The following is an 18,204-nucleotide window of genomic DNA, read 5'->3' on the forward strand; positions in this document are numbered from 1 at the left end:
GTCCGTGTTCTCGCCCGACTCGTCGCCTACGTTTCGCTCATTCGACGCCGGGAATCGTCACGGGTAACGTCCCGCTACCCTCTGTTCTCCCGAGGAGCACGTCCGCAAGAGCATCCAGCATCGCGGGCGAGTACCCGTAGCTCGTGAGATACGTCGAAACGTCGGGGAATGCGGCGAGGTCGTACGGGTCACGAACTGAGACGACAGCCAGCTCGGTTCCTGCGTCGGCTATCTCGCTGACGACTCGCTCCTGTTCGGGATTCGACCGCGCGTGATACGTCGCGACGGCGACTTGCTCGCCACCGTCGAACGGGTGGTCGTACCCCGCAGGGTCCACAATCTGATGGAAATGGACTTCCACGTCGTGCTGCGCGAGTGACGCGAGGAGGTCGGCTGGGTCGTATCGGTCATCTTCGGCGTCAGACTGGGCGGACCCCGCGAAGCCGACGAAGTGAATCGGCTCGGACGTGTCGAATGGGACCGTCTCGGTACGGTCGCGGACGACGGTCACGGACTCTCGTGCGAGTTCTCGCGCGACTGTTCGGGACTGCTCGACCGCTGCTTGCCAGTCACCCGAACCTGTGCGCCCATCCCCGAACTGCTGGCGCTTGTATCGCTGTACTCGCTCGAACGCGCTGTCGATTCGGGACTCGGGTATCTCACCGGACTCGACAGCCGCGACGACGCGCTCGATGGCGTCGCGTTGACGCTCCGGTGAGTGCGACACGAGCACGATGTCGCATCCCGCGTTAAGTGCCTGTACCGCGCCCTCGGCCGTGCCGACCGTCTCAGAGATGGCGTTCATCTCCAGACAGTCGGAGACGAGCAGGCCGTCGAATCCAAACTCCTCGCGGAGGATACCCGTGAGAACGTCTTCTGAGAGCGTCGCCGGAAGCGTCTCGTCGCCCGTAATCGCCGGGAACGCGATATGCGTCGTCATGAGCGCGTCGATGCCGGCGTCGATAGCGCGGCGGAACGGGACGAACTCGACGGCTTCCAAGCGGTCTCTGTCGTGTGGGACGACCGGAAGCGACCGATGTGAATCGGTTTCGGTGTCTCCGTGGCCGGGGAAGTGCTTTCCGCAGGCGGCGACGCCAGCAGACTGGAAGCCCGACGCGAGCGCCGCGCCCAGTTCGCCGACGAGGTCGGGGTCGTCACCGAACGACCGGACGCCGATGACTGGGTTTTCGGGGTTGTTGTTCACGTCGAGAACCGGCGCGAAGTTCATCGAAATGCCGAGAGACGCGAGTTCTTCGCCGACCGTCTCGCCCGCCGTGCGAAGCGTGTCCGGGTCTCGTGTCGCACCGAGTGCCATCTGGCTGGGTAACTGCGCTCCCCAGTCGAATCGAGAGACGACGCCTCCTTCCTGGTCGGTCGCAATGAGGAGTGGTGGCTGACCGGCATCGTGTGCGATGGTCTGGAGGTGGTCCGAGAGCGACGCGACCTGTCCGGGTGAGTCGATGTTCCGGCTGAAGTAGATGACGCCACCGAGATGGTGTGACGAGACGAGCTGTTCGATGTCGTCGGTCGGCTCGGTGCCGTCGAATCCGGCGACGAACAACTGGCCGACCTTCTCTTCGAGCGGCACCGCCTGCACGCGGCGCTCTGTTATCGAGGCGTTGTCTGTCATTCGGCCGGACAGTCGCAGGGGATGGTCTTAGTGCTACTGTCTCACGCAGTCGAAAAAGTCGGAGGGAGAGTCAGTGCTTCACGCTGCCGGAGGTCAGTCCAGAGACGATGGGCTTCTGGAACAGGACGAACAGGAACAACAGCGGAATCGTCGCCACCGTCGAGGCCGCCATCATCTGCCCCCAGTAGGTCTGGGTCTGCGTCTGGAACTCCTGAATACCGATTGCGAACGGCGTGACAGTGTCAGAGCCGAGGACGGACGCGAACAACACCTCGTTGAACGCGAGGAGGAACACGAACATCGAGGTGGCGGCGATACCGGGGGCAGCCAAGGGCATCACGACGCGGAAGAGCGCGCCGAGTCGGGTACAGCCGTCGATTCGGGCCGCTTCACCCAGCGCCTTCGGGATGGTGTCGAAGTAGCCGCGAAGCATCCAGATTGCGAACGGGATGGTGAACGTCGAGTAGAGGAAGATGAGCCCGTGATACGTGTCTTTCATCGGGATGCCGATCTGCATCTGGATGTTGATGAAAAGCAGGTACATCGGCAGGAGGATGAGCACGCCGGGAATCATCTGCGTCCCCAGAATCGACAGTTCGAGCTTTCCCTTCCCCGGGAAGTCGTACCGCGAGAACGCGTAGGCGGCGAGACTGGCGATGAGGATGGTGACGACCGTCGTCACGCTGGCGATGATGAGACTGTTCAGGAAGTAATCGAGCAGCGGGAAGCGCTGCCACATCTCGAAGTAGTTCGAGACGTGGAACTCAGTGGGAATCAGCGTCGGATTCTCGGTCATCACCTGACTTCGGGATTTGAAGCTGTTCATCACCATCATCCAGATGGGGAACAGCGCGAACAGGAGCACCAATCCCAGGGCGAACCGGGCGAAGGCGTCGAAGAGGAGTTCGCGGCCGTCGGTCGACAACCGCCACGTCTCCGGGATGCGACCGCCTTCGTCTTCGCGTCGAAGTGCGCTCAACATCTCAGATTGCACCTCCCTCGAACTCGCCGCCGATGACGCGGGTGTAGTAGATGTACGCGAGAATCATGGCGACGATGAAGAGGACCGTACTCATCGCCGCGCCGAGACCGAACGACCAGTTGGAGAAGGCGTAGTTGTAGATGAACAACATCAGCACCTTCCCGGAGTCGCTCGGACTCGCGCCGAGAAGCACGTACGGGACGGTGAAGTTGATGAGCGTCCAGACGACCATCAACAGGACGATGACGACCGAGACGGGCTTGAGTTGCGGCATCGTGATGTACCGGAACTTACCCCACCGACCCGCACCGTCGGTTTCGGCGGCCTCATAGAGGTGCTCTGGAATCGACTGAAGGCCCGCATAGAGCATAATCGCCGCCCACGGGAAGTTCTGCCACGTCCATACGGCGGTGATGGCGAATATCGACCGCGGGCCGATGAGCCAGAAGAACGACCCGTCGATGAGGCCGACCGACCGCAGGATGTGGTTTATCATCCCGGTGTCGGTGCGGAACATCATCTGCCAGGTCAGGACGGTCACGACGGCGGGCGCAATCCACGGAACCAACACGAGCGTCCGCGCAGCGAGTTTCCCGCGAAAGTCCCGATTCAAAAGCAGTGCCGTCCCCAACCCGAGCGTGTAGATGCCGATGACAGACCCTACGGTGAAGATGAGTGTCTGGCGGAGCGAGGTCCAGAACTCGGCACCGACGATGGTGTTCGGGTTGAATATCTTGGCGTAGTTTTCGAACCCGACTATCGGCGCGTTCCACCAGTTCGACACGTACGACGCGTCGAGTTGGACGAAGCTGATGTAGAATCCCCAGATGATGGGGAGGAAGTGGATAATCCCCATCATCAGGAACGCCGGCAGCAGGAGTTTGTAGGCGAATCGCGTGTCGTCGCCGAGTCTGGGTATCCGTACCTGTACCCAGTTCGGGATGGCTCTCGTGAAACCGCTTTTCGCACGTTCTAACATGTGTTATCACTTCTCAATTGGTTCATATATATGTTCTCAAATTTAGGAGGGTTCATGGTGGCTGATACTGGCTGTGGGGGACCAACGCGTTGGAGTGTGGTGTGATATCGGCTTGGTTCTGTGTGTCGTGTGGCGGTTCGCTATGGTGTTGGCACGTCAGTGCGTGGTTCGTGGTGTCCTCGCTGTGTCGTGGTCAGTTTTCGCTCAGGACGTTGTTCGCCTGCTGGACCGCTTTGTCGAGGGCGGCTTGCGTGTCGCCTTCGCTCCAGTCGCCACTGACGCCCTTCGTGAGCACGTCGGTGACGGCGTTCTTGATGGTGCCTTCGACTTCGCCCCAGCCGATGACCTGTGGGAAGGTCTTCGCGCCCGGCAGGACCTCGTCGGCGAACGTCTGGTACAGCGGTCCAGAGAACTGCTCTTGGTCGAAGCCGCTTTTTATCGTCGGCAGGAAGCCGGTCATCGAGGCGATGTCGGCGTTGACGGACGGCTTCATCAGGTATTTCAGCCACTTTGCGGCCTCGTCCGGGTAGTCGGTCCACGGGTGGATACCGACGAGGTTGACCCCGTAGAACGTCGCAGACTGGCCGTTCGGGCCTGCCGGAGGTTTGTACACTGCCATGGAGTCGCGGGTCGCGTCGCCCTCGGAGACGACCTTATCGACCGTGTTGAGCGAACTCCATGTCCCCGCGATACGCTTGTTGATGAAGGCGCTGTCGCGAGCGGGGCCGTCCCACTCGGCGGATGCCTTCGGCGCGACCTTGTGCTTCGTCGCGAGGTCCTTGTAGAAGTTGAGCGCCTCGACCGCCTCGTCGCTGTTGAACACCGCCTCCGACTTATCGCCGGAGAGTAGCTTGCCACCCGCCTGCCAGACGAACATGGCGTAATACTGGGTCACCGCCCAGTTGTTCGCGCCGGGGAGTCCGAACAGGTGTTTGTCGGGGAACGACTCTTTGAACTGCTTGCTCTGCTCGACGAGTTGGTCCCACGAGGACGGCTGTTCACTGATTCCGGCCTCGTCGAGCAGTCCTTGATGGACGAGGTGGCCGCGCGGCCCCCAGAACCACGGGAAACCGGCGGTGATTCCGTCGTGTTGGGCGACGTTCGTCGGTTGGTCGTAGACGCCGTCGAGACTGGCACCGAGTTCGTTGAGGTCCATCCACGCGTCGGATTGGACCTGCTGAGGCATCCACGTCGAAGCGATTTCCTCGACGTCGGGGCCGTCGCGACTGGTGATGCTGTTGAGCTGTTTTTGCTTCGCGTTGCCCCAGCCCATCGTCTCGATTTCGACGGAGATGCCCGTCTCTTCTTCGAACTTTGCGGCGTGTTTCTCGTAGAATTTCTCGACGCCGCTGGTCGCAAAGTGGCGAGCCTTGAGCGTGACATCTCCGCTGGTCTGGCTGGTCGTGCCGGTGAACTGCCCGAGACAGCCCGTCAGGCCCGTCGCCGTCGCGGCGCCGGCACCTGCGAGGAGTTGCCTCCGAGACAGGATACGCTTGCTAGTGTCTTCCATGAGACAGTACCACTATAGAAATCACACTATTTATAATTCATTGTTATGTTTGTCGCGTTTGACGAAGAATTGATACACCCGACGACGTTGGGCGTTCCGAGGCGGTACCACGAGGAGTTATTACACCATGGTCGCAATACCGGGGCATGGAAATCACCGGGTACGACCTCTACGAACTCCCTCCGCGCTGGTTGTTCCTCAAGATAGAGACTGACGAGGGGCTCGTCGGTTGGGGAGAACCCATCGTCGAGGGGCGGGCGAAGACGGTGAAGACAGCCGTCTCGGAGATGCTCGATGGATACCTGGTCGGCGAAGACCCGCTCCGAATCGAAGACCACTGGCAGGCGTTGTATCGAAGCGGGTTCTACCGCGGTGGCCCGATTCTCATGAGCGCAATCGCAGGCATCGACCAAGCACTGTGGGACATCAAGGGCAAGTACTACGACGCGCCCGTCTACGAACTCCTCGGCGGCAAGAGCCGGGACAAGATTCGGGTGTACCAGTGGGTCGGCGGCGACCGCCCTGCCGACGTCGTCGAAGAGGCCAACCGCCTCGTCGAGACGGGTTACACAGCGCTGAAGATGGACGCGACGAACCAGACGCGACACATCGAGACGGCGGCATCGATAGAGCGCGTCGTCGACCGGATTCGGAAGGTCCGCGAGGCTGTCGACGACACGGTCGATATCGGCGTCGACTTCCGCGGCCGCGTCTCGAAGTCGATGGCGAAGACCCTCACCAACCGCCTTGCGGACCTCGACCTCATGTTCGTCGAGGAACCGGTGCTCCCGGAGAACGTCGAACACCTCCCGGCAATCGCCGACCAGTCGCCGGTGCCGATTGCGACGGGTGAACGGCTCTACTCGCGGTGGGATTTCAAAGAGCTCTTTCGGGGCGGTGCGGTCGACCTGATTCAGCCGGTAGTCTCCCACGCCGGTGGTATCTCTGAGATGGCCAAACTCGCAACCATGGCCGAGGCGTTCGACGTGGGTGTTGCCCCGAACTGCCCGCTGGGTCCGATTGCGCTCGCGGCCTCCTTACAGGTCGATACGTACATCCCGAATCTCGTCGTCCAAGACCACGGCTTCGACATTCACTCACCCGACCTCGGGCCCGCGTACGACTACCTCGAAGACCCGAACGTCTTCAACTTCGACGACGGCTACCTCGACACGCTCGACGACCCCGGACTCGGCATCACCATCGACGAGGAGACCATCGAATCACGCTCGCAAGCCCACGTCGAGTGGCAGAACCCAACGTGGCGAAACGAAGATGGCAGTATCACCGACTGGTAGCGTCCCCGACCAGAGGCAGCGTTTCGCCCCGCCACGAAACCGTTAAACCGCTCTTGTTCGACTTCGGGATATGACCGACCGGAGCCAGGTGCCGACGCTCTCCGCGCCGAAAAAGACGTTCGCCCTCGTCGAAGAGATGGCGAACCACGACGGACCGGTCCGCGTCTCAGACCTCGCCGAGACGCTCGGATTCACGCGGAGTACGACCTACAAGCACCTTGCGACGCTGCGGGAACTCGGGTACGTGCGAAAGGTCGGCGTCGAATACACGCTGTCGTATCGGTTCGTCCTGTTTGGAAGCCGTATCCGCGGGCGCTCGCCACTCTACCGCGCCGCCAACGAACTCATCGACCAACTCGCCGAGACGACAAACGAGACGGCCGGACTGTTCGTGAAACAGGGACCGTACGGCGTGGACCTCTACCAATCGACCAGCAACCGTTCGGACGCAGTCGAGATGGACGACCACCTCCACTGCACCGCGCCGGGGAAGGCGATTCTCGCACACCTCTCCGACGAGCAGAGCACAGCAGTCGTCGAGGCTGCCGGGCTTCCCGCGCGCACGGATAACACAACAATTGACCCAGACGTACTCGCCGAAGAACTCGCGAATATCCGCGAACGCGGCATCGCCATCGAGCGCGGTGAGCAGCGCCCGAATCAAAACGGAGTGGCAGTCGCCTTCGAACACCAAGACGAGGTTGCCGCCGTGTACGTCGTCGGCCACGCGGACCGACTGAGCAGCAAACGGCTCGAAGAAAACATCCCCGGCATGCTCTTGGGAACGGTTCGACAGACCAAAGAGTCGCTCTGAGGTCGCGGCCGCGACGATTAGCGTTCCGACGGCGAGACGAACTCGACGGCGGTCTTGATTTGGTCGGTGTTTCGCTCGAAGGCTGCACTCGGGTCTTCCGCGGGAACGACTTCCGTGACGATGTCGTCAACGAACCAGTCGGGAAGCGACGAGACCGTCTCGATGGCGTCCTCGAAGTGCGGGATGTGAGAGTTGACGCTCCCGACGAGTGCCTTGTTCTGTAGCACCATCTCGCGGTGGAGCCGACCGCCTTCGATTTCGAACGACCAGTCACCGGGGACGCCGAGCAGCGCGCCCACGCCGTTCGGCGCGAGCGCATCGAGCACTTCGAAGGCGTGTTTCGCGTATCCGGTTGCCTCGACGGCGATATCGACGTGCCCGTGTTCGGCTGGAATCTCGGGGACCGGCGTCTCCCGCGAATCGACGTAGGTCGCGCCGAGTTTCTCGATGATGTCGATGCTCGGGTCCGGACGGTCCCGACGACCCAGACAGTAGAGGTCGTCCACGTCGCGGGCGAGCCGCGCCAGCGTCAACAGTCCGAGCGGGCCGTTTCCGAGGACGAGCGCCGACTCCGGTTCCCACGTGAACGCCGACCGGGTCGCATAGGCGTGTTCGAGTGCTTTCTCCGCGTTACTCATCGGCTCGACGAGGAAGCCGTGTGGGGCGAGCGACTCCGGAATCTCCACGAGGAACTCCGCCGGACTCGTGAAGTACTCGGACATGTAGCCGTGGGCGTCCACGATACCGCGTTCGACGTACTGCCCGTCGGGGGCCATGTCCGGTTCCCCGCGCTCGAAGTATTCGTTCGTCCCGTTCGGCGGGCGGCGCACGGTCGGCATGACGAGGTCGCCGACATCGAAGCCCGTCGTGGTCGGGTCGACGACGACGCCGATAGCCTCGTGGCCGAGGATTTGGTAGTCGTCGCCCGGCGGGAACCCGCCGTGTGTTCCCTTGATGACCTCGTGGTCAGTGCCATCGACGCCGACTCTGAGTGTCTCGACGAGCACTTCGCCGGGTTCGGGCTCTGGTGTCGGAACGTCGATGACACGAGGTAATTCTTCGCCGCGATGGACAGCGATGGCGCGCATTACTGCGTCACTCCCCAATTTCGGCGACCTGCGGCGGGGTGTTTCGTCTCGTTCGTCGTGCCACTCAAATTGTGACGTGTCCGGTGTCGTGACGCGGCGTCAGCGACACAGGGCCGACTCGGTGTGTCGTTCATCACCGGACACATCATTGGGTTGCAAGAAATAGCTTCGGGTGAACCGTACGTTGGCTGTCCGAGCCTCTCACTCGCTCGTGAACGGGGCGAAGAGCGACGAGAACTCGTACGGTTCTTGGTCGATGCCGCTTTTGACGGGTGAGACCTCGCCCGAGCCGGTGCCGTTGTCCCGGTCGATAGACCAAAACGAGAGCATGCCGACATCGTTGTTCTGTGCGAAGTCAAGGACCTGCTCCGCGTCGGACTGGGTGAACTTCCCGCCGACGTTGTTCACACCAATCATTGGCGTGATTCCGACCATGCTCCAGCGTTCGGCGGCCGATTTGTCGGGGAAGAGGTCGCCGAGGTCGTCGTGAAGGTTACTGGCCGACTGGGTGACGATGTCGCCGCTCGGCTCGACCCACCCGTAGTTCATCGTCATGATGTTCACCGTGTCGATGGTGACACCCTTGTCGATGGCGTCCTGCAACACGTCTTTGCCCTGTGCGGTCAGTCCCTTCGTCGAGGTTGGGAGCGTAAAGGAGACGCTGACCTCGGGGCGACGTTCCTGAAGCGTCGCGAGCGCCTTGTTCCGGCGCTTGACCGTCGCCATGGCGAACGCCTCTTCGTCGATGTCCAGATGGGTCGCACCGTACGCATCGACGACCGCCTCGAAGCGGTCGGCGAGAACCGCCGGGTCGTTGGTCCCGTCGGCGAGATATGGCCCTGCCGCCCCACCGAAGGCGATGATGGCCTCACCACCAGCGTTGTGGATGTCGTCGATGTAGCCGCCGACGGACGACTCTCCGACGAGTTTGTTCGCGTCGCCGTCCCACGCTGGCTGTCCGTCCGGCCCGGCAAGGACGAACGCGAGATGGAAGTAGTTCGTTCCGGCCTGCTGTGCGTGGTCTATCGGGGCGGTTTCGGGCTTCGTAGAGACGTGGTCGTACGGCGCGAACACGCTCGACGGGAGACCGTCAGCCGGTGTTCCACCGCCACCATCGGATGATTCGACGGTGACGGTCTTGCTCGTCGCGTCGGTCGCGCTGTCTGCACCGGTGACGGTGAGTTCGACCGTGTACGACCCCGTGGAGGCGAAGGAGTGCGAGACGGTCTTCCCCGTCGCGCTCTCGCCGTCGCCGAAGTCCCAGTCGTAGCTGTCGATGCTTCCGGTGGAGTCGCTCGCGTCGAAGGAGACCGACGTGTCGGGCGTGACCGTCGCGTCGTCGATAGTGAACGCCGCGGAGAGGGTCTCGCCGCCGCCACCGCCACCGTCTGCGGGACCGACTTTGGTCCAGTAGGCCGAGTCCTCGGCGGGTTCGGCGTTTCGAGAGGAGAGGTCGGCTTCCCAGATGTACCCGTCGTGGGTGACGCGGTCGCCTTCCTCGTAGAGCGTGGAGTCGTCCCACTTCGGCGGCGACTCGGCCGCGACTGCTGTCGATGCTGCGCCGACGCCAGCGACTGACGTGACGAGTGCCGAGACGTTTCTGAGGTAGGTTCGACGGTGCTGTGTCATGGGTAGATCGTGAGTGGTTGGTATGTCATGGGTGAGTCGTGTGGTTCTGCGTCATTGGTCGGCCGTGAACGGATTGAGGATGGACGAGAACTCGAACGGTTCCTGCTCGATGAGCGTGCTCTCGTAGAGTTTGTCGCCCTCGCCGTTGTCGCGGACGAGTTCCCAAAACGAGAGCCACCTGAGGTCGTTGTTCTGTGCGAACTCGAGGACCTGCTGCGCGTCTTCCTGATAGAACGTCCCACCGATGTCGTTGACGCCGATCATCGGCGTGAGTCCGAGCATGCTCCAGCGCTCGGCAGCGGACTTGTCCGGGTAGAGGTCGCCGAGTTGCGCGTGGACGTTCTCGGCCGCGCTGATGGCGTTTTCGGCGTTCGGCTCGATGTCCGCGCCGTAGTCCATCACCATCAGATTGACCGCTTCGAGTTCGACGCCCTTCGAGACGGCATCTTCGAGGACGAACAGTACGTCGTTCGAGGAGTGGTCCGGGAAGCCCGAAGGCATCACCGGGAGCGTGTAGGAGACGCGCAGGTCTGGGTACTCCTCTTGGAGCATGACGAGCGCCTCGTTTCGGCGGCGAATCGCCTCTTCATCGCGGCTGATAAGCGACTCCTCGTCGAAGTCGATGAACGTGAGATCGTACGTATCGACGACGGTCGCGTAGGCGTCTTTCAACTCGCTCGCGCTCGAAATCGCCTCGGCGAGATACGTCCCGTTGAGACCGCCGAAGGAGACGATGACCTCGCCGCCGTGTTGGTCTCGGAGTTCGGTGAGTTGCGTGCCGACATCGAGCCAGTTGCTGGGTTCGCCGACTTTCTGGCTTCCGGCCCACGCCGGGTCGCCGTTTCCATCGGCGAGGACGAACGCGAGCGTGAAGTACTCGGTTCCGGCGGCCTCGACGTTTTCGGCCAGCGAAAGCTGGTCTTCCAGCATCATATCGACGAACGGGGCGAAGATGCGGTCCGGAATCGGGTTCGCCGAGGGGACGCCGTCGGCGTCGACCGTGAGTTGTTTCGTCGCGTCGGCCGTGTCGCCATCGGCGTCTGTCACGGTCAGCGAAATCGTGTACTCGCCGGTGTCGTCGTAGGCGTGAGACGCGGTGACCCCGGTTTTCGTCGTTCCGTCGTCGAAGTCCCACTCGTAGCTTTGCAGGTCGCCGGTCGAGGCGCTGGCGTCGCAACTGACCTCGGTGCCGGGCTGGACGAACGTGGAACTCACGTCGAAGGCGGCAGTCGGGGGGTCGCCCGCGTTGTCGGCGGCTTCGATTCCCTTCCACATGTTCGCGTCGTCGCTCGGTTCGTCGCCTTTCGTCCACCACTTCGCCTCCCAGATGTAGGCGTCGTGAGTGACACGGTCGCCGTCGGTGTAGACCGTATCTGGGTCCCACTGCGGCGGGTCGCTTGCCGCTGCGACTGAACGGATTCCCGCGGACGAGAGCCCGGCGACACCAGTCAGTCCCGCGAGCGACCGGAGGACCGACCGCCGGTTCTGTTTGCGTGGGCTGTTGGAGTCTCGGTCTTTCGAGTTGTCAGAGTTCCGCATCATTGGTTTAGCTGCCCGTGAATGGCGTCGAGGAGCGTTCCGTTGTAGTCCTGCGACAGTTCCCAGAACATCACGCCGCCGAGCCCTCTGGACTTCGCGAGTTTGACCTTCTCTTCGATAGAGGCGGGGTCGTCGTAGCTGATGAAAATCCCCTGTTCTTCGTTCCAGAGCCACGGCACCTGTCCCTGCTCGTTGACGTTCTTCTCCCAGCCGTTGGCACCTTCGTAGTTCTCTTCGAGATCGCCGTAATCGAACGCGCCGGTGTTGGCCTGGTCGGGACCGAGGAGGTCGTTCCACGTTCCCGGCGGGATAACCTCGTTTTGGTGCTCCGGGTCGCCCTGTTGCCAGTCGGAAAGCGAGAACGTGTCCCAGATACCGTTTTCGACCTTGCAGCCGCGGCCGTAGAACGGCATGCCGAGCACGAGGCTTGCGGGGTCCTCGACAGGCTCACCGTAGTCTTCCCACTCCATCCAGTCGACCCAGTAGCCTTTGTTTTTCCAGATTTCGAGTGTCGTCTCGATGGTGTACTGCTGGGCGTCCCCAGAGGGTGGGTAGTCGTCGGGCGTGCCGTAAATCGGCGCGTTCAGCCCCGCAGTCTCGTGCCAGACGCCGGTGAAGTCGTACGCCATCATATGAATTTCGTCGACGACGCGCTCGACCTCGCGGTGCTTGATGAGCGAGGCGTTCCAGTCGGACCCGCCGTTTGCGACAGACAGGTAGTACGTCCGGTCGTCTTCTTCTTCGACTGCGTCGAGTTTGTCTCGGACTGCCTGAAGCAGTTTGACGTGGTTCGCTGGTCCTTCGGCGCTCCCGCACTCACAGACGCCGCGGTTCGGACCGGGGTGTTCCCAGTCGATGTCGATGCCGTCGAAGTCGTACTGCCGCATGAGCGAAACCGCGGTGTTTGCGAATCGCGTCCGGTTCTCTTCGGTTGCGGCGGCGTCTTCGAATCCGGGTGAGAGTGCCCACCCGCCGATAGAGAGTTTGAGGTCCGTATCCGACGCCGGACCTTGCTTGAGGTCGGCAAAGGACTGAAGCAGGCTTTCGTGGTTGACTTCGCTGTCCGGGATAACGACGCTTCCGTCCGGTTTCACGTCGAGGAAGGCGTACAGGACATCCGTGACCTTGTCGAACGGGATGTCTTCGGGATAGTACTGGTAGTCCTCGTTGCCCTTCCAACTCGGGTAGTAGCCGACGATGCTGAATTCCTCGGACGGTGCGTTCTCCGAGACCGTGATTTGTTTCGAGGTGGAGTCGCTCGCGTCGCCGTCGCTCACGGTGAGTGTGACCGTGAACTCCTGTTCGGCGTCGTACGTGTGTGATGCGGTTTGTCCAGAGGCGGTCGTCCCGTCGCCGAAGTCCCAGTCGTAGCTGGATGGACTCCCGTCGGACCCGCTTGCGTCGACCGAGACCTCGACACCCGGCTCGACGTAGGTATCGCTGACGGTGAACGAGGCTTTCAGCCCGTTTCCGCCACCTGCCTCCTCGATTTGTTTCCAGACGTTCGAGTCGGTGGATGGCTCGTCACCTTTCGTCCACCACTTGGCTTCCCAAATGTATCCGTCGTGAGTGACGCGGTCGCCACCCGTGTACGCGACGTCGGATTCCCAAGCCGGTGGTGTGTCTGCTGCCGATGCGGTTACGCTCGCACCCGAGAGGAGCGCGAGCAAGGCTGACGTGTTCCGAAGGTAGTCTCGTCTGTTTTGTCTCATAGTGGTGTTCCCTTCGCCAACGTGCTGGCGACAGACACTGTACAGGGCAGAGATTGTTAAACTTTGATGAAAAATAAATTTTAGTCTAACTTCAGAGGATTTTGCAGCCGCTACGGGACGCACCTCGGGAGGAGGTGCAGGAGACTGGTACGTGTACAGGCGACGCTATCGTGGAGCCTCAGAGGTGGTCGAGGAGCGTGTCGAGGAGCACCTCGTTTTTGTCACCCGAGAACGCCCAGAACATCAGCCCGCCGAGGTTGTTTTCGAGGGCGTAGTCCGTCTTGATGCCGACGGATTTCGGGTTGTCGTAGCTGACGAGTACGTCCGAGCTACTGGAGTAAATCCACGGGACCTTGGCGGTGTCGTCCCAGTGGTACTCGTACTCGGAACTCGGTTCGAGATTCTGGTTGATGTCCCAGAATTCCATGATACCGTTGTCCTGGCCCCACGTTCCGTCTGGAGAGCCGTCGAAGGACTGGTAGAGCCCGCCGTTGTCGCTGCTCGCGACGTTGCCGAAACTCCGGCCGTAGAACGGAAGCCCCATCGAGAGCTGCGAGCTATCGAAGGCAGTGTTCGCCCAGTAGGTCATCGCAGCGTCAACGTTGAAATCCTGTGCACGCGGCGAGGGGTCGTTGTCCTTGTAGTACAGCGGACTCTGGTGGTTCGTGTACTCGTCGAAGGCTCCGTGGAAGTCGTAGGTCATGACGTTCAGGAAGTCCAGGAGCTCCGAGTTCTGCTGGTGGTCGAGTCCCTCGTTTTTCTGCGGGTCGGCCGACAGCGCGGAGGTCAAGAGGTACTCTTGGCCGTCTTCCTTTTCGGCTGCGTCAAGTTCACTCCGAACCGCAGCGAGGAGGTCGGTGTAGCGCTTCTTGTCGCCGTCGCGGACGATGTTCCCCGACTTGCCGCCACCGCCGGGGTACTCCCAGTCGATGTCGAGCCCGTCGAAGTTGTGCGCACGCATGATTTCGACGGCGGTCTTCGCGAAGCGCTGGCGACTCGCCTCGGTCTCGGCCGCGTTCGAGAAGTACTTCGAGTCGTTCCAGCCACCGATAGAGAAGAGGAACTCGGTCGTCGGGTCGTCGACGAGTTCGTCGAATCCGGTATGGTCGTGCCACGACTCAGGTTCGAGGACTCGCTTCGCCGCGTTCTCGTTGATGTAATCGACCGACCCGTCTTGGTTGACCGTCAGGAAGGCGTAGTTGACGTGGGTGACCTTGTCCAGCGGGATGTCGCCGGGGGTGTACTCGCGGTCCCACTGCGCCCACTGCATGTAGTAGCCGACGACGCGATTGTCGGTGGGCATCCCGCCATCGCTCGCAGTGATGACTTTCGTCGTCGAACCACTCGTGCCGGAGTCGTCTGTGACTGTCAGCTTGACCGTGTACTCGCCCGCCGATTCGAACGTATGAGACACGACTTTCCCGGATCCGGTGCTTCCGTCGCCGAAGTCCCAGTCGTACTGGGTCGCGCTGTCGGCCGACCCGCTCGCGTCGAATTCGACCGTTTCACCGGGGTTGATGGCGAGGTCGCTCGCGGTAAACGAAGCTTTCAACTCGTTTCCGCCGCCCGCTTCCTCGATTTGTTTCCACACGTTTGCGTCGGTGGATGGTTCGTCGCCTTTCGTCCACCACTTCGCTTCCCAGATATAGCCGTCGTGGGTGACGCGGTCACCGGACGTGTAGGTCGCTTCAGGGTCCCACTTTGGGGGGTTCTCTGCTGCTGCGGCCGTCCCCGCGCCACCGAGAAGCGCGAGCAAGGCCGACGTGTTCCGTAGGTAATCTCGTCTGCTCTGTTTCATTGTTCGAGCGGACCGTCCCCGACGACACTGCTCCGTGCGCTGTGCCGTCGAACGTATCCTGTTGAGTCAATGTCACACATGCCATAATAAATCTACGGCCAATCATATCCAACTAGACATATTTGTGGCCCGTATCTCGACGAGCGGTCAGTCAGGGATTGCAGTGGCGTCGAAATGTGAGCGTCTCGGCGTTTCGATTTCGTAATAGTAACAGACTGCAATCGGTGGTTGTCGGGTCGCGAATTGAGTTCGAATCGGTTGGGGACCGCTATGTCGTACGATTTTGACTACTAGATACCCTCATTCGACGATTCAAGAGTCGCCGCCGCCGAATCATCGCGACCGAATTTCGAGTAGTTTGTTTCGTAATGCGAAATTATTCTCTATCGGTGGGGAAATCAGTGAGAAAAGAACGTTAGACCATCAGTCGAGAGTTGTAATTACAGACGTACGCTTGTAATGTCCAGTGTTGGACAGCACTACACGTCGCTGGTCGCGACAGCACACGAGTCGATTCTGGCACTGTTTCAGCGTGCGGAGAGTGTTACGAGCGTATGCCCGTAATGGCGCTTGACAACCCAATGTATAAGAAAACGTAATACTAATTTATTTAATCGGGTATCTGCCGCAGCTCTAAAATTAGACAGACAGCAGTACTACTAAATTTTCCGATAATATTGGTGCTTCGCCGTCAGTTCACAACCACACGTACAGAGCATCTTTCCGGTCAGTTCCGACTACCGAGGAAGCCAGTCGATGGTTGAAACCAACTTTCTCGGCAGTTCAGGCGGAGAAACGACTCAACAGTGGGTCAGGGAGTTTCAGAACAGACATCAGTTGCTCGTTCGCCTTGACACAGCACTTATTGGCTGTCTGTGTCTGCTTGGGAAGCCATACTGTGCTATTCAAGTAGTCGTTGGCAGTCCACCGTCAGTACACCCTCAAACACATAAACAAATAGATAGAGGTTGAATCAGCTAAATTTCCAGTTATATATCCAGTGCGTTATTTTAAACTCATTTGGAGTTGTTATTCGGTCGTCGTTCACGTCGATTCAGCGTCCCAGACACCCAGTCGATTGGCGGTCGACGCTGAACACCCCGGGCAAACACTTCGCCACGTATCTGGGCCAGAACGGCACCCCAACCGAACCTTGATAAGAGCTAGCACGACCACCGACACCGTTTTTCCTTCAGATTACGTACCGGCCGGTACCGATGATGGCCACCACTCACGCCCTCGCGGGTGTCGCTCTCGGCACCGCCGTGTGGGCGTTGGTCCCCGAGGCCGGGATTATCCCGGTTCTTGCGGCCGCTCTCGGCGGCCTGTTCCCGGACTTCGACCTGTACGCCGGGCACCGAAAGACCCTCCACTTCCCCGTCTACTTCAGCGCACTCGCCGTGCCCGCGCTGGCAGTGGCCGCGGTGAATCCGACTACGACTAGCCTCGCCGTCGCGTTGTTCCTCGCGGCAGCCGCCGTCCACTCCGCCTCCGACGTTCTCGGCGGCGGACTCGAACTCAAGCCGTGGCTCGGCACGTCCGACCGCGCGGTCTACGACCACTGGAACGGACGCTGGCTGAAGCCCAAGCGACTGATTCGCTACGATGGCTCGCCCGAAGACCTCGCGTTGACGCTCGTGCTGGCGGTCCCGCCAGTCGTCGTCTTCGATGGTATCGTCGAGCTACTCGTCATCGCTGCAGTCGCCATCTCGGGAGTCTACGTCCTCCTTCGGAAGCCGATGGTCGTCGTGGCCGAGCGGCTCGTCGCGGCGATGCCCGACCACGTCCTCGACCACGTGCCGGAGCGGTTCGTCCGCGACCTGCGGTAGTCGACTCCAACACGCCGTTTTCGATTCGCGTCTCCGACTCCCGACTGCTTAGTCCGTCGGCTCGGCTTGTTCCACCGCTGCCGACTCGACTCGGGATTCGCTTCGGTGGAGCAGATATGCACACGCGATGGCGACGACGCCCGCAGCGGCGGCGATGCCGAAGGCGACACGGTAGCCCGCTGGCGTGTAGACCCGCGCGCCAGCAACGGTCTCGCCGGTCCAGTAGGTGTCGAGCGCGTAGCCCATCACCGCCGGAAACACCGCGGCCCCGAAGTACCCGAGGCTGTTTATCGCGCCGGTCGCGGTCGCACTCGCTTCCGCCTCGTGGCGCTCCTTGGCGACGGTGAAGGCGATGACGACACCACCCATGACGAACAGGGCGGCGAAGAGCAGTCCCCCGGCGACGAGCAACGGCGGTGTGACAAGAAGGAAGATGAGGCCGTACGCGACGGTGAAGACCACACACGACCCGAGGATGAAGAGCGTACGATGACCGAATCGGTCGGAGAGCGACCCCATGAGCGGCGACCCGAGCAGGAAGCCGACGTTGCCGACGAAGACGAACATCGAGGCTGTCTGGACCGATACGTCGTAGAGGTCTGCGATGTACGGAACGCCCCAGAGTCCGAGGACGGTGAAGTTAGTCCCGATAACCAGAAAAAGCATCGTACCCATCAGCCACGTCTCACGCTCTTTGAGGACTCGTTTCGTGTTCTCGACGACGGTAGCAAATTCGACGTCCGACGTCGGCGGCTCGACGCCGTCGAGTGGCTCGAAACCCGCGTCTCGGGGGCGGTCACGGACTCCGACGTACGTCAGCACCGCGAGTCCGACCCCGATGACACCCACTCCGAGAAGGACCATCCGCCACTCTGCCTGCTCGATTGCGATGGCTAAGGGAGTCGTCGCGAGCACGCCACCCAAGCCTGCTGCTGCGACCGTCCACCCAGTCATGGTGGCGAACTCGTCCGGGCGGTACCAGTTGGCGAGGAACCGAAGCGTGGCCGTATAGAGGACGCTCCCGCCCAATCCGAGAAGCGCCCGCGAGGCAAACGCCAATCCGTAGGTCGGTGCGAGCGCGAATCCGAACACCCCGAAGGCCATCACACCCAATCCCGCGGCAGCGACTCGGCGCGACCCTGCTCTGTCGACGAGGATACCCGCCGGGAGTTGCAGTCCTGCGTAGATGTAGAAAAACGAGGCGTGCAGCAATCCGAGTTCTGCACCGGTCGTGTCGAACGCCCGCGAGAGGTCGTCCGCGAGGACGGCCGACGTGACTCTGTGGAAACTGACGAGCATGAATCCGACTGCCAACAGCACCCACAACACCCAGCGCCAGCGTGTCGGATTCGACCGCAGCGAGAACCGTGCCATGGCTCACGTGACAATCTGTGCG

General features: G+C 61.4%; 13 protein-coding genes. 3 read left to right on the forward strand and 10 right to left on the reverse strand.

Annotated elements, in window-relative coordinates:
• Positions 1–37: 37 nt before the first annotated feature.
• The 4 genes from nagZ to C453_RS17765 form a co-directional block, all read right to left on the reverse strand.
• Positions 38–1,630, reverse strand: a complete 1,593-nt coding sequence (gene nagZ, locus C453_RS17750) for a beta-N-acetylhexosaminidase (protein ID WP_008326732.1) — start codon at positions 1,628–1,630, stop codon at positions 38–40.
• A 70-nt stretch (positions 1,631–1,700) separates the two neighbouring features.
• Positions 1,701–2,612 (reverse strand): carbohydrate ABC transporter permease, encoded by a 912-nt coding sequence (locus C453_RS17755; protein WP_008326733.1) that lies wholly within the window; start codon positions 2,610–2,612, stop codon positions 1,701–1,703.
• Position 2,613: 1 nt separating this feature from the next.
• On the reverse strand, positions 2,614–3,591 hold the full coding sequence (locus tag C453_RS17760; protein WP_008326734.1) for a carbohydrate ABC transporter permease: 978 nt from the start codon (positions 3,589–3,591) through the stop codon (positions 2,614–2,616).
• 193 nt (positions 3,592–3,784) lie between these two features.
• Positions 3,785–5,101, reverse strand: a complete 1,317-nt coding sequence (locus C453_RS17765; RefSeq protein ID WP_008326735.1) for an extracellular solute-binding protein — start codon at positions 5,099–5,101, stop codon at positions 3,785–3,787.
• Positions 5,102–5,247: 146 nt separating this feature from the next.
• Between C453_RS17765 and dgoD the strand changes: the two genes are divergently transcribed.
• On the forward strand, positions 5,248–6,399 hold the full coding sequence (gene dgoD / locus C453_RS17770) for a galactonate dehydratase (protein ID WP_008326736.1): 1,152 nt from the start codon (positions 5,248–5,250) through the stop codon (positions 6,397–6,399).
• A 70-nt stretch (positions 6,400–6,469) separates the two neighbouring features.
• The gene (locus tag C453_RS17775; protein WP_008326742.1) at positions 6,470–7,213 is read left to right on the forward strand and encodes an IclR family transcriptional regulator; all 744 of its coding nucleotides are present in this window, start codon (positions 6,470–6,472) and stop codon (positions 7,211–7,213) included.
• Between the two features lie 17 nt (positions 7,214–7,230).
• Here the strand turns inward: C453_RS17775 and C453_RS17780 are convergent, their stop codons facing one another.
• The 5 genes from C453_RS17780 to C453_RS17800 form a co-directional block, all read right to left on the reverse strand.
• The gene (locus C453_RS17780; RefSeq protein WP_008326743.1) at positions 7,231–8,301 is read right to left on the reverse strand and encodes a glucose 1-dehydrogenase; all 1,071 of its coding nucleotides are present in this window, start codon (positions 8,299–8,301) and stop codon (positions 7,231–7,233) included.
• A gap of 201 nt (positions 8,302–8,502) precedes the next feature.
• On the reverse strand, positions 8,503–9,930 hold the full coding sequence (locus C453_RS17785) for a PKD domain-containing protein (RefSeq protein ID WP_008326744.1): 1,428 nt from the start codon (positions 9,928–9,930) through the stop codon (positions 8,503–8,505).
• 51 nt (positions 9,931–9,981) lie between these two features.
• Positions 9,982–11,472, reverse strand: coding sequence for a PKD domain-containing protein (locus C453_RS17790; protein ID WP_008326745.1), 1,491 nt, complete (start codon positions 11,470–11,472; stop codon positions 9,982–9,984).
• A complete protein-coding gene (locus tag C453_RS17795; protein ID WP_049907862.1) occupies positions 11,469–13,181 on the reverse strand; it encodes a glycosyl hydrolase family 18 protein in 1,713 nt (570 codons plus the stop codon). Before C453_RS17795 ends, C453_RS17790 begins: the two co-directional genes overlap by 4 nt.
• 178 nt (positions 13,182–13,359) lie before the next feature.
• Positions 13,360–14,979 (reverse strand): glycosyl hydrolase family 18 protein, encoded by a 1,620-nt coding sequence (locus tag C453_RS17800; protein WP_008326747.1) that lies wholly within the window; start codon positions 14,977–14,979, stop codon positions 13,360–13,362.
• 1,217 nt (positions 14,980–16,196) lie between these two features.
• Between C453_RS17800 and C453_RS17805 the strand changes: the two genes are divergently transcribed.
• Positions 16,197–16,808 (forward strand): metal-dependent hydrolase, encoded by a 612-nt coding sequence (locus tag C453_RS17805; protein ID WP_008326748.1) that lies wholly within the window; start codon positions 16,197–16,199, stop codon positions 16,806–16,808.
• A gap of 48 nt (positions 16,809–16,856) precedes the next feature.
• Here C453_RS17805 and C453_RS17810 read toward each other — a convergent pair whose 3' ends face one another.
• Entirely contained in the window at positions 16,857–18,182 is a 1,326-nt protein-coding gene (locus C453_RS17810) for an MFS transporter (protein ID WP_049907864.1), read from the reverse strand.
• Positions 18,183–18,204: the final 22 nt, after the last annotated feature.

The organism is Haloferax elongans ATCC BAA-1513 (genome assembly GCF_000336755.1).
GTDB lineage: Archaea > Halobacteriota > Halobacteria > Halobacteriales > Haloferacaceae > Haloferax > Haloferax elongans.